At 65.4% G+C, this 12,861-nt stretch carries 11 protein-coding genes and 1 tRNA gene; 3 read left to right on the plus strand and 9 right to left on the minus strand.

All coding sequences use genetic code 11. The features are described from left to right. Positions 1-49: 49 nt before the first annotated feature. The 7 genes from hisS to C811_RS10290 form a co-directional block, all read right to left on the minus strand. Positions 50-1,366, minus strand: coding sequence for a histidine--tRNA ligase (hisS, locus tag C811_RS10260; protein ID WP_016309510.1), 1,317 nt, complete (start codon positions 1,364-1,366; stop codon positions 50-52). A 132-nt stretch (positions 1,367-1,498) separates the two neighbouring features. Next, complete coding sequence (locus C811_RS10265) at positions 1,499-1,684, minus strand: hypothetical protein (RefSeq protein ID WP_156997073.1); 186 nt, start codon at positions 1,682-1,684, stop codon at positions 1,499-1,501. A gap of 119 nt (positions 1,685-1,803) precedes the next feature. Further along, a complete protein-coding gene (locus C811_RS10270; protein ID WP_016309512.1) occupies positions 1,804-2,184 on the minus strand; it encodes a NifB/NifX family molybdenum-iron cluster-binding protein in 381 nt (126 codons plus the stop codon). 234 nt (positions 2,185-2,418) lie between these two features. Beyond that, the gene (leuB, locus tag C811_RS10275) at positions 2,419-3,525 is read right to left on the minus strand and encodes a 3-isopropylmalate dehydrogenase (protein WP_016309513.1); all 1,107 of its coding nucleotides are present in this window, start codon (positions 3,523-3,525) and stop codon (positions 2,419-2,421) included. A gap of 328 nt (positions 3,526-3,853) precedes the next feature. Next, positions 3,854-4,348 carry a 3-isopropylmalate dehydratase small subunit gene (locus C811_RS10280; RefSeq protein WP_016309514.1) on the minus strand — a complete coding sequence of 165 codons (495 nt, stop codon included), beginning with the start codon at positions 4,346-4,348 and terminating at the stop codon, positions 3,854-3,856. Between the two features lie 14 nt (positions 4,349-4,362). Further along, a complete protein-coding gene (gene leuC / locus C811_RS10285; RefSeq protein ID WP_016309515.1) occupies positions 4,363-5,649 on the minus strand; it encodes a 3-isopropylmalate dehydratase large subunit in 1,287 nt (428 codons plus the stop codon). Positions 5,650-6,016: 367 nt separating this feature from the next. Then, the gene (locus C811_RS10290) at positions 6,017-7,768 is read right to left on the minus strand and encodes an FAD-dependent oxidoreductase (RefSeq protein WP_016309516.1); all 1,752 of its coding nucleotides are present in this window, start codon (positions 7,766-7,768) and stop codon (positions 6,017-6,019) included. 248 nt (positions 7,769-8,016) lie between these two features. Between C811_RS10290 and C811_RS10295 the strand changes: the two genes are divergently transcribed. Further along, positions 8,017-9,549 (plus strand): response regulator transcription factor, encoded by a 1,533-nt coding sequence (locus tag C811_RS10295; protein WP_016309517.1) that lies wholly within the window; start codon positions 8,017-8,019, stop codon positions 9,547-9,549. Between the two features lie 8 nt (positions 9,550-9,557). On the opposite strand, the gene C811_RS10300 is transcribed toward C811_RS10295, so the two are convergent. After that, positions 9,558-10,460, minus strand: coding sequence for a peptidoglycan-binding domain-containing protein (locus C811_RS10300; RefSeq protein WP_016309518.1), 903 nt, complete (start codon positions 10,458-10,460; stop codon positions 9,558-9,560). A gap of 1 nt (position 10,461) precedes the next feature. Further along, the gene (locus C811_RS10305) at positions 10,462-11,517 is read right to left on the minus strand and encodes a polyprenyl synthetase family protein (protein ID WP_016309519.1); all 1,056 of its coding nucleotides are present in this window, start codon (positions 11,515-11,517) and stop codon (positions 10,462-10,464) included. Between the two features lie 258 nt (positions 11,518-11,775). Between C811_RS10305 and C811_RS15795 the strand changes: the two genes are divergently transcribed. Further along, positions 11,776-12,648: a sortase domain-containing protein gene (locus tag C811_RS15795; protein WP_016309520.1), complete on the plus strand. Its 873-nt coding sequence runs from the start codon at positions 11,776-11,778 to the stop codon at positions 12,646-12,648. Positions 12,649-12,700: 52 nt separating this feature from the next. Then, positions 12,701-12,785 (plus strand) — tRNA-Leu (locus tag C811_RS10315). The last annotated feature ends 76 nt before the right edge of the window (positions 12,786-12,861 follow it).

The raw sequence follows: 12,861 nt of genomic DNA on the forward strand, positions 1-12,861 counted from the left end.
GTCAAATACCCGAAAGAAAACCGCAAGGTTGAAGCTGCGCGCACCGTTCCTACAGGATCGCGCGGCTCATCTCGCCGACGACCTCCTCCAGGCGCACCTTGGCCTCGGTGTGGGTGGCCATGTCGCGCAGGGTCACCTCGCCCGCATCCAGCTCGTCGGGGCCGAGCACGGCCACGCGGGCCGCTCCCAGCTTGTCGGCCAGCTTGAACTGGCTCTTCAAGGAGCGCTTCTGGTGGTCCATCTCGGTGACGAAGCCGGCGTCGCGGCACTCCTGCACAAGCGCGAAGGCCCGGGCTCGCACGGTGTCGTCTACGCAGGCCACGAACAGATCGCACCTCTGGGCGCGGGGGAATTCCACACCGGCCGCCTCTAGGGCCAGCACGCAGCGCTCGAAGCCGAGGGCGAAGCCGAGGCCCGGGGTGGCTCGTCCGCCCACTTCCTCGGCCAGCTTGTCGTAGCGCCCGCCGCCGCCGATGGCGTTCTGGGAACCCATGCCGTTGTCCACCTGCACCTCGAACACCGTGCGCGTGTAATAATCGAGCCCGCGCACGAGCTTGTAGTCCTCCTCGTAGACCACGCCCGCGCCGTCGAGCAGGGCCTTCACGGCCCCGTAGTGCTCGCGACAGTCATCGCAGAGATGGTCGGTGATCTTCGGCGCCTCGGCCATCACCGCGGCACACTGGGGGTTCTTGCAGTCGAAGGCCCGCAGCGGGTTCACCTCGGCGCGCGTGAGGCAGGTCTCGCACAACTCGCCGGCATGCGCGTCCATGTAGGCGCGCACCTGCTCGCGGTAGGCCGGGCGGCACTGCTCGCAGCCCATGGAGTTCAGCAGCAGGCGCATGGACTCGCGCGGAATGCCCACCTTCTCGTAGAAGCGCATGAGCATGATGATGGCCTCGGCGTCGATGGTGGGCTCCTCGGCACCCAGGCACTCCACACCCACCTGGTTGAACTGGCGCTGGCGGCCCTTCTGCGGACGCTCGGCGCGAAACATCGGGCCCGCGTACATGAGCTTCGCGGGTGCCGCCCCCTGAGGCACCAAGTCGTGCTGCACCACGGCGCGCACCACGCCAGCCGTGCCCTCGGGGCGCAGCGACAGGCGGCTTTTCGCCTTCGGGGCCTTCCCCTCTTCCACCCAGCGGCGCAAATTCTCGCCGGAGATGGCCGTGAACATCTCCTTGGACACCACGTCGGTCGCCTCGCCGATGCCGCGGACGAACAGCTCGGTCTGCTCCATGATGGGCGTGTCGATGGGCAGATAACCATAGGTGCCGAACACCTCGGCCGCCGTCTGCTTGAACTGGTTCCAGAACAGCGCCTCGTCGGGCAGAAGATCGCGCGTCCCTTCAGGTGCGTTAATGGCCATAGCGAGTCCTTCGTCGTCATCGGGCGCCATGCGCCCCTCTCAGATAAGCTCCGGGTATTGTAACGCAAGCGCCAAAAAGGCGCGCACCGGAAACCGATGCGCGCCCCAGCATGATCGTTGTACGTCTATCTGTTAGTCGAACGTCCAGCGAAGCTGGCCGCGCGCGCCCTTCACCTTGTAGCTGTAGTGCTTGCCGCTCGTGTAGGTAGTCTTCCCCACCTTCTTGTTGGCCACGACATAGACGTAGTAGTTCTTCTTGGGGCTGAACTTCTTGCCCTTGAGCTTCTTCAACGTGACCGACGATTTCGACGACTTCACCGTCGCGAGCTTCTTTACCGCACCGTAAAGAAGCAAGGCGACCTGCAGCAGGCTCGGCGCAAAGGAAAAGGACGGCACCGAAGCGCCGCCCTTCAAAGCCTTTTGAACCGTCGTGTGGCCTAGTGGTGGTGCTGGCAGGCTTGGGAGGGATCCATAACGGGGGCCTCGCCGGCGGCCACGGCAGCTGCGGCATCGCCCACCTGTGGGTGCACGTTGTCGAAGTACACAGTGATGCCCGCCTGGTTGAAACCCGCAAGCGGGCGTCCGCCCATGCCCGCGGCCACGATGGCGTCCACGCCCTCGCCCGCCAAGAGGCCCACCGGGCGCAGGCAGCCGCCCGACTCGTGGGGCGGATTCTCCACCACGCCGGTCTCGGACAGCACTTTACCGTCCTCGATAGTCACGATGGTAAAGCGATCGCAGTGGCCGAAATGCCCCGCACGCTGGGCCTCAAGCCCCGCCTCGCCCATGGTGGGTACGGCCAGTTTCATCGTCGTCATAAGCGTCTCCAATCTCGGAATATGTCTCACCTGCTATTCAACGGGAAGGCAGCGCAAGCGTCAAGTTCGACCACAAAACCCGCAGGTTCGCTCCAGGAGGCACCGCGGCAAGCAGAGAGGTCATGCCCGATAATCTGACTCGCCTTTCACCTGGCGTGCTATCCCACTAAAAAGGGCGCCCGCAGGCGCCCTCGCATTGGCCAAAGCCCGCCGCGCAAGGGTGGCCGGCAACCGCTACAGGTGCGCCACCACCAAGTCGCCCATGCGCTCGGTGCCGACCACGTGATCGGCAGGCGTCTCGGCGTCCTTGATGTCGCCGGTGCGCCAGCCCTCGTCGAGCACCTCAGTCACGGCGCGGCGGATGTCGTCGGCCGCATCAGCCATGTCGAAGCTGTAGCGCAGCATCATCTCCACCGAGAGAATCTGCGCGAGCGGGTTGGCGATGCCGCGGCCGGCGATGTCGGGCGCGCTGCCGTGACTCGGCTCGTAGAGGGCCACGCCATCGCCCAAGCTGGCGCTGGCCAGCATGCCGAGCGAGCCCGTGATCTGGGCCGCCTCGTCGGAGAGGATGTCTCCGAACATGTTCTCGGTCACCACCACGTCGAAGTCGGCCGGGCGGTTGATAAGCTGCATGGCGGTGTTGTCCACCAACAGATCTTCCAGCTGAACGTCGGCGTAGGCCTCGTCGTGCACGCGGTGCACGATCTCGCGCCACAGACGGCTCGTCTCCAGCACGTTGGCCTTATCGACGCTGGTCACCTTACCCCGACGCTTGCGGGCGATCTCGAAGGCCTGGCGGGCGATGCGCTCGATCTCGTACTCGGAGTACTCAAGCGTGTCGTAGGCCCGCTGACCCGGGGCGCCGTCCACTCCGGCGGCCGGTTCGTCATAGAAGCGCTCGCGACGGCCGAAGTACAGACCACCCGTCAGCTCGCGCACGATCATCATGTCCACGCCGTCCACGATTTCAGGGCGTAGGGTGGACGCATCGGCCAGGGCGTTGAAGATCTGCACCGGGCGCAGGTTCGTGTACAGCCCCAGCTCCTTGCGGATGCCGAGCAGGCCCTGCTCCGGGCGCGGGGCATTCGGGTCGGTGGTGTCCCACTTCGGACCGCCCACCGCGGCCAGCAGCACCGCATCCGACGCACGGGCCGCCTCCAGCGTGGCCTGCGGCAGAGGCTCGCCGGTCACATCGATGGCCGCGCCGCCGATAAGGGCATCGGCGTACTCGAAGGCCGTATCGTACTTCGCGCCCACGGCGTTCAGCACCTTCACGCCCTCGGCGATAATCTCCGGACCGATGCCGTCACCGGGCAGCAGGCAGATCTTATAGGTGTTCATCTCTTCCTTCCTCCGTGTTATAATGCAGAAAGCCGGCAAAGCCCGTCAGTCGTTAACTGGGAGCGGGCGGCGCAGGTTAGTACGAATTGGTTAGGACCGGTGGCCGCCGGTCCTTTCCTTTTCTCCCTTCGTCATCCGTCGTTGCTTATATTCTCTCCAGACTTCGAGCAAAAGCCCGGCAACCGTGGCAAGGGCTGCGCAGCCATTCAAGATTTCAAGGAATATATCCATAGGAAGCGCCTCCTCTCAGAAGCGCCACCCGCAAGCGGACTTTGCCGGCCTCCTTAGTATACCAGCTTTCACATACCAATAATACGAATAAATGTTCCTATTTCCCGAGCTTCTTCTGCCAGCGCGGCACCAGGCCGCCGGCGTTGATGATCTCCATGAGGAACGGCGGGAAGGGCTGGGCCGTGAAGGTCGCGCCCGTGGTCTCGTCGACGATGACGCCGCTGTCGGCATCCACGCTCACCACGTCGCCGTTGCGAATGGCCTCCACCGCCTCGGGGCACTCCATGATGGCCAGCCCCGTGTTGATGGCGTTGCGGTAGAAGATGCGGGCGAAGCTCTTGGCGATGACCACGTCCACCCCGGCCGCCTTGATAGCGATAGGCGCGTGCTCCCGCGAGCTTCCGCAGCCGAAGTTCTCGTCGGCCACGATGATGTCGCCCGGTTGCACGTTGTTCACGAATTCCGTGTCAAGATCCTCCAGGCAGTGCTTGGCCAGCTCCGCCGGATCAGAGGTGTTCAGGTAGCGGGCCGGGATGATGACGTCGGTGTCGATGTCGCGGCCGTAGCGGTGCACGGTTCCCTTGAATTGCATGAGGCTTCCCTTCCCTATTCGGCCGCGCAGGCGACCGGCTCCAAGTCTTCCGGAAGGCCGATGTGGCCGAGCACGGCGCTGGCGGCGGCCACGGCCGGCGAGGAGAGGTACACCTCGCTCGTGGGGTCGCCCATGCGGCCGACGAAGTTGCGGTTGGTGGTGGCGATGGCGCGCTCGCCGGCGGCCAGGATGCCCATGTAGCCGCCCAGGCACGGCCCGCAGGTGGGGGTGGACACCGCGCAGTGGGCGTTGATGAAGATGTCCATGAGCCCCTCGGCGATGCACTGCTGGTACACCTGCTGAGTAGCCGGGATGACGATGCAGCGCACGTCCGGGTGCACCGTGCGTCCCTTGAGTACCGCGGCGGCCTGGCGCATGTCGTCCAGACGGCCGTTGGTGCAACTGCCGATGACCGCTTGGTCGATCTTCACGTCGCGGGCCTCGGCCACCGGGCGCGTGTTGCTCGGCAGGTGCGGGAAGGCCACCGTCGGCACGATGTCGGCGGCGTCAATCTCGATGACCTGGGCGAACTCGGCGTCCTCATCGGAGTAGTAGGCGGTATAGGGGCGCTCGACGCGGCCGTCCATATAGGCGCGGGTCACGTCGTCCACGGGGATGAGACCCGCCTTGCCACCGGCCTCGATGGCCATGTTCGAAATGGACAGGCGCTCGTCCATGGGCATGGTCGCAATGGCGCTGCCGGTGAACTCCATGGCCTTGTACAGGGCGCCGTCCACGCCGATCATGCCGATGATGTGCAGGATGACGTCTTTGCCTGTAACCCCCGGCGCCAGCTCGCCGTTAATGACGAACTTGATGGTCTCGGGCACCTTGAACCAGGCCTTGCCGCAGGCCATGCCCACGCCGGCATCGGTAGAGCCCACGCCCGTGGAGAAGGCGCCCAAGGCGCCGTAGGTGCAGGTGTGGCTGTCGGCGCCGATGATGAGGTCGCCCGCGCCCACGACGCCCTGCTCGGGCAGAAGCGCGTGCTCCACGCCCATGCAGCCCACCTCGTAGTAGTGGGAGATGCCCTGCTCGCGCACGAAATCACGCACGATCTTGGCCTGCTCGGCGCTCTTGATGTCCTTATTGGGCACGTAGTGGTCGGGCACGAGGATCACGCGATCGGCGTCGAAGACGCAGTCGGTAATCTCGCGCACGGTCTTGATGGCAATGGGGGCCGTGACGTCGTTGGCGAGCACCAGGTCGAGATCGCATTCGATCAACTGGCCGGGCACCACCTCGTCGAGCCCCGCATGGGCGGCGAGAATCTTCTCCGCCATGGTCATGGGACGAGTCAAGGGAAGCTCCTTTACGCAACGCAAACCTTACTGAAAGCCGCATAATTGTAGCACCGTGCGACTGCATGGAGTTTTTTCTCCCTCGAAGTGGCGCGAAACGTCGGAATTGGTGCACATTCTCTCGACTTGGGGCGCGCGGCCTGGCGTCTGCGTCATGAAAGGCCCGAGAATTGGAGGCGATCGAGGGTGATGGGCCCGCCCTCGCCCCCATCGTGCACCAGAACCGAAACTTTGCGCCACATTTCCCCTACCGCAGCTGCAAGGCGCAGCAAAATGCCGCCCCGGAGGGCGGCATTTGAGGGAGGGTAGGAAACGGCGCGCTCAGCCTGCTGTGGCGAGCCGGTGCGCCAGCTGGGAGCGAGGCGCCCTACTTCTCAGCGAGCATCTTGCCGACCATGCGGCCGAAAGTGACGCACTTGCCCGCGTTCAGGCCCGCGGCCAGGTTCGGGTAGGTGCCGTTGTAGAAGCACCCGCCGTCGTTGCCCACGGCATAGACGCCCTCGATCACCGTGCCATCCTCGCGCATGGGCTGGCAGTCGTCGTTCACCACTACGCCGTCGGTCGTGCACAGGGTAAAGCCGCAGGACTTCACCGAGGCGTAGAACGGGGGCGTGCGCAGCTCGGACAGGCGGAAGGGCTCCTTGCCGAAATCGGGATCGAGCTGGTTGTCGAAGTTCTCGTTCTGGCGCTCGCAGGTTTCCAAAAACGCCGCCTTGTCGTCGCCCGTGAAGCCGAGCGCGTCGGCAAGCGCGTCCAGGGTGTCGGCCTTCACGATGCGGCCGTCGGCCACGAACTGCTCCATCTCCGGCTCGATCCACTCGTCCAGCTGGCCGGGGAAGGCGTCGTGATCGGAACCGCCCTCGGGCTGCATGTAGATGGTGGAGCAGCCCACGGTGTGGAAGCGCGGCACGTCGTTCTTCCAGTTGCCGTCCCACACCTGGTGCCAGAAGCGTTCGCCGGCCGGCTTGCGGGAGATGGCGCTCTGCACGAAGTCGTAGGGTGCGCTCTCGTTGTGGAAGCGGCGGCCGTGGGCGTCAACGCGCAGGAAGGGTTGGGAGGCGTAGAAGTGGTAGCCGTACTCCTCGCCGCCGATCTCGTAGGGGGTGCCCACCTCCTGGTCGGCCGTGAGCAGGCAGCGGTTGAACGACACCGAGGAGGGGTTCTCGTCCATATAGGCGCCCTGGCGCAGCAGGGCCAGGATACCGTCGCCGGTGCAGCTGGGGAAGGCGTCCATGGTGCCGTTGCAGGCGTAGCGGGTGGCATGGCGGTCGGCGAACATCTCCTGGTTGAAGGCGTAGCCGCCCGTGGCCACTACCACGCCCTTGGCGGCGTTCACGCGGATCATGCCGTCCGGGCCCTCGGCGTAGGCGCCCACTACGCGGCCGTCCTCGGCGATGAGGTCCACCATGGAAGTGTTGAAGCGCACCTCGCAGCCGTCAAACGACGCGATGTAGGCGTCCATAATCGCCGCCACATCGCCCTCGCGGGAGGGGTACTCGCCGTTGGTGCCGTGACCCGTGGGGAAGTCCTTGTAGAAGGTGCCCTCGGGCATGTTCCACTCCAGCTGCACCTCCATGCCGTTCTTCTGAAGCAGATCGGTGTACCAGTCGATGGCCTCGCCGGAGTTGAACGCCCACTTCTTCAGAAGGCCCATGGACACCTGGCCGTTGGCGTAGCGGTCCATGTCGTTGACGATCTCCATGGGGTCGATGGCGGCCTTCTCGCCCTCGGCCTGCTGCAGGCGGCTGTTCACCGCGCCGAGCGCCGAGGAGCGCACGGAGTTGCCGTTGCCGGACTTCTCGATGAGCAGCGTCTTGGCGCCGTTCTCGGCGGCGGCGCAGGCAGCGAAGTAGCCGGCGGTGCCCGCGCCGATCACGAGCACGTCAGTGTCCACAGTCTCCACGCAGTCGGCGTCCGACACCGCCGGGGCGTCAACGAGCCATGCGGGCTTGCCCGAGGTGGACGCGAGGGCACCATCGGCGTTGGCGACCCCTTCGGCCGGGGTCGATTCGCCGGGCTGCTTCGGCGAGCAGCCGGTCACAGCCGCGGCGGCGGCCAGCGAGCCCAAGGCGGCCGCGCCGGTCAGAAACGAGCGGCGAGAAAGCGAAGCGTCGGTCATAACATTCCTCCTTTTATCTCGCCCGCTTCTCGTTTGCCGCTTGTCGCGTCGCGCTCGACGAGGACAGCGGCGGGAAGCGGGCCCCTCCCTTGAACGTCTCAAGGCGCGGCCAGTATGCCCGAGGCTGCTGCCCAAAACATCGCCTGAAAGCTGGGTTTTCGCCGTTTTCACCTACAATAGGTGAGGGGCAATGCGGTCTGCTTCGCCTATCATGGCCGTATGAAATACGGCCATCACGGGGAGGGTTCATGGCTCAACGAGAAGCGAAGGCGCTCGACGGCGTCTTCTCAAAATTAGAAGGCCGCCTGAAGGTGCGCTATCTCGGCATCGGGTTTCTGTGGGCTTGGATCTACGGCTCCTACGAAACGTTCGCCGTGTATCCGGAACGCGCCGGCGTCGGCATCAACGCCGACCCCTCATGGGTCGTATCCGCCTCGGCGGTAGTCATCGCGCTCTTCGCCGCCGGTGCGCTGCTGGGCCGTCGCACTGGCAATCCTCCTCGCTGGGTCGTCGTGGCAGCGGGCGCGGCCACGGCCCTCGGGACGGCTCTCTCGGCCCTCGCCCCTGCCTGTCCCCCGCTCGGCACATCCCTTATATGGGCCAGCGGCATTTGCACCGGAATCGGCAGCGGCACGTTGTACGTGCTGTGGGGCCAGGCTCTCGCCCAGCTCGACATGGAGAGCACCGAGCTGGCCATACCGGCCGCGTCTACCATCATCATCGCCAGCGTGCTCGTGCTTCCCTACCTGCCCGCTCCCCTGGGCACCATTGCCACGGTCTCGCTGCCTCTCATCTCCTGCCTCATGCTGTGGCTCACCTATCGCGATGTCGCACGAACCGGCAATGCCGGCCCTGCTGCCCTCGAGCGTCCCGCTCAAGGCGGCATCGCGCGGCCAGCCGCCGCCTCGGCCACCTTTGCCCGCATGGGAGCGCTTCTGTTCATCGCCTACGCGGTCCTGGGCTTTTCCGGCGCGGTGCAGCCCGACACCGACGCACCGTTCTTCGCCTTCGGCATCGATTGGCCTACGCTCATCGGCTCCTGCTGCGGCATCGGGCTACTTGCCTGCTTCATCGTGTACACGGTTCGGCCCCGCTTTGACGCGCTCTTCCGCCCCATCGCCGTGGCCATTTGCGCCGCCTGCGCCCTCTTGCCCTGGGCCGACTTGTGGGCCGTCTTCCTCGCGGAAACCCTCACGACCATTGCCGACACCATGCTCACCATCTCCGCCGTGCTCTTTGTGGCGCAGGCGGCGAAGCGCGGAGCCATGAATGCCGCCCTGGGCACCGGCATCGCCCAGGGCTCGCTGCAGCTGGGCGTGCTCGTGGGAAACGTTGCGGGCGGCATGGGAGCGGAGGCCATCGCCGCTGCCCCGACGGGCCTGTTCACCGTAGCCCTGGGGCTCGCGGTCTTCTTCAGCCTCGCATGGCTTTTGTACCCGGCCGATCGGACGATAGCCACCGCGGGAATGGCGGGTCGCCGGTTGGCCATGCAAGTCGGTACAGGAGCAGACGGCGCAGCGACGGATGCGGGCGCCATCGGCACCGACCCCCATCCGGTCAGCGATTCCACCACCGACGAGCGTTGTCGCATGCTTGCGGAAAGCCGCGGTCTATCAGGCCGCGAGGCGGAGATTCTCGGCTATCTGGCCCGCGGGCGCAGCCAACCTTATATCCGCGACGAGCTGGTGCTCTCCAAGAACACCGTGGCCACCCACGTGAAGCACATCTACCAGAAGCTGGACGTGCATTCCCGCCAAGAGCTATTGGACCTGTTCGAGTAAGGCGGCGCCTACCCCTGAAGGGCCGAGCAGAGGGCGTCCAGCAGCGTGATGGCGTAGTGCTGGGCGGAGCGCTCGGGCCCGGCCTCCAGCCACACCTTCCCCGGCAGCAGCACCGACACGCGGGGCCACGACGCCTCGCGGGCCACATTCAGCGCCGAGGTAAGACGCAGGGCGAGCGAGTCCTCATCCTCGTAGGAGACAAGCGGCACACCCGCTTCGGCATCCTTGGCGGATAACAGAACATGTACGAGCATCATTGACTCATCGGGGGGCACCGACAGGCTGTCGGCGCTGATGATCTTGGCCGCCGGGTTCGTGGCTACCGACAGATTCGACATGCGCGAGGCCACCGAGCGCGAGAATTCGTCGGTACCGAACAGGCACACCGCGTTGCGCTCGAGCACATCGGCGGCACGGGCGAAGCCGAGATGGCGTACCGGCCCGTGAGTCGCTTCCTTCCCCACCCAGGAATGGGCGAGATTGCGCAGGGCGGCGTAGGTGTAGGCCCCGGCGATGCCGTCGGACGGCAGGCCCATGTTCAGCTGGAAACGGCGCAGCGCGTCTTCCGTATGAGCGCCGAAAATGGCGTCGTCGTCGCCGTAGAAGAACCCGAGCGCACCAAGCGCGTGCTGGAGTTCCAGCACATCATGACCGTGGAAGTAGGGCATGCGCAGATACAGCGTGCGGTCGCCAAGGTTGAACGAGGCATCCACCAGGGCCGACCATACCTTCTCGGTTACCTCCTCGGCGATGGGCAGGGCCGCGCCGGCGCAGAAATCGGCCAGGGCCCGGGCGGTGGCGTCGTCGAAGATGCCCGTCACGGCGTCTTCCGAAAGATGCCCGATGCGGACGAGGCGCTGCTGCACGTCCTCGACGGCGGCGCCGGAATCGTTGCGTTTGATAGGCTCCATATTACTTCAACCTGTTCACGAACCAGTCGGCCATAGACACGAGCAGGTCGCGCCAGCGCGAGGGCTCCAAAGCCGCCTCGAGACGCCCCTTCGCGTTCTGGCTGAGATCTTCAGCGTAGGCGCGGGCGTACTCGATGGAGCCCGCCTCCTCCATAATGGCCACGGCCTCGGCCAGCACCTCGGGATCGCGCTCCTTAGCGGAGAGAATCTCGATCAGGCGCTCGCGAGCCGCAGGCGAGGCGTTCTGCAGGGCGTGCACCACCACGAGCGTGCGCTTGCCCTCGGTGATGTCGCTGCGGAAGTCCTTCTTCTTGGCCTCGTCGGTGCCCACGAGGTTCAGCAGGTCGTCTTGAATCTGGAAGGCGAGACCGGTATCGAGCCCGTAGCTTCGCAAAGCCTCCACCTGCTCGTCGGCGGCTCCGCCCACGATGGCGCCCACGGCGAGCGGAACGGCGCCCGAGTAGTGAGCCGTCTTGTGGATGGCCATGGTGAGGTAGTCCTCGGGGGTGATGTCGTAGCGCCCGTCGCGCGCCCAACCCAAGTCGAGCGCCTGGCCCTCCACCGTGCGGCAGGTCATGGCGATAAGCTCGCGGATGACGCGCACCTTGGTGGCGTCGTCGAGCAGCGGATCGCTCACCACCGGTCCGTTCACCATGGAAAGCGCCAAGTCGCCCATGTTGATGGCCAGTCCCAGCCCCTCGGTGAGGTGCAGACACGGCTCGCCGCGGCGCAGCTCGGCCTCGTCGGCGATGTCGTCGTGGATGAGGGCGGCGGAATGGAAGTGCTCGATAGCCGCCGCCGAGGTGGTGGCGCAATCCGGGTCGCCCCCTACCGCCAAGCACGCCGCGTAGCAGATAAGCGGACGATGGCGTTTGCCGGCGTTCTCGCTGTAATGGTAGAGGGGGGTGTACAGGTACTGGTCCATATCTCCGTGGGAGCCGCGGGGAATGTAGCTGTTGATGAGCTCTCCGACCGGGTCGGCATAGCACTTCAAATAGTCTTCGAACGTGGTGGGCGTCTCATCGACGCTGGCGAGAGTTTCAGAGATGTTCTTCATAGCGCTTTCTTGCCGGTGGTCGGTCGCTTAGCATCGCATCATCATACCACGGACGACGCCAAGTCGCCCCTCCGATCGGCGCACTGACATGAATGTAAGATTTGACGGCGTGACAAGGCGTCCAGGCGGAGGAGGCACGCGGCAGCGGCCGATAGGGTCTAGCATTTTTGACGATAAGTCGATACAGTACGGGCATGGGGAATGCGCACCGCGCCCCGTTCGCCTGCCCGCCGCCATCCCAGCCCGAAAGGAGGCCCCGTGCTCTGTCGCGCCCGCCATCGCGCCCTGTCGCGACCGCCGCGCAGCTACGCTTTTGCGGCCCTTGCCTTCCTCGTCCTTGCCGCCGGGCTGGTCTTCCCCGCAAGTGCGCTCGGTGCCGAGACGGCAACCTCCGAGCTGCCGCCGGTCACCCGGGGCGTGGGCGATTTCTTCCTCGCCCTCGAAGGGCGTATCGACTCCCACGGTCAGGAGGTGCTCGCCGAGAAGGAGCTCGAGCACGCGCGCCGCAGCGACGAGGTATCCGAGAAGCTGCGCCTCGATGCCATGAACAGCAAAGGGGATGAGTACAGCAAATCTCTCGATGCCGCCTCCCAGCTGCTCGACGGCACGGCCACCGTGGAGGAGCTTGCCGACGAAGGGGGCTCGACCGACCCTTCCGATACCGGCGTCGATAGCACCGGGGAGCCGGCGGCAAGCGACAGCGCCCCAGCCGCAGCGGCCGAGAAGAAGCCGAGCAAGAGCACCTCGTCTAAGAAGCGCAAGAACACGATCCGCTTCAACGGCGAATACGTGTCCTACGTGCAGGGATCGCCCGCCGACGAGACGGCCCCCGAGGCCACAGCCGCGGCTTGGGTCAGCAACGGCGACGTGACTGACAACGAGAACACGTACTTCATCGGCCACAACCCTGGCGTTTTCAGCGGCGTCATGAACCTGGATGTGGGCGACAAGGTCACCGTATGGGACGGCAAGGGGCGCTCGCGCACCTATTACGTGTTCGATGTGCTCACGCTGCCGAATCAGTCGAACTACTTCCGCTATGAGGGACGCATCGCCCCTACCGGCGAGTCGATCACGCTGCAGACCTGCTGCGCCGACAATAAGCACGTCCGTTGCGTCATGGCGCGCTAGAGACGCTCCGTTCGTGCTATGATGCTCTCGCCTTCCCGGCAGCGGTTCTTTCGGGGGTGTGGCGGAATTGGCATACGCAGCGGACTTAAAATCCGCCGCCGCAAGGCTTAAGGGTTCGAACCCCTTCACCCCTACCAACTCTCATCAGAGAAAAGCACGAGTATCGGGCAAACCCGCCGCGAACCATGCCGCAGGGCGCGCGGACTCGCGGCG

The organism is Adlercreutzia caecimuris B7, from assembly GCF_000403355.2.
Lineage (GTDB): Bacteria > Actinomycetota > Coriobacteriia > Coriobacteriales > Eggerthellaceae > Adlercreutzia > Adlercreutzia caecimuris.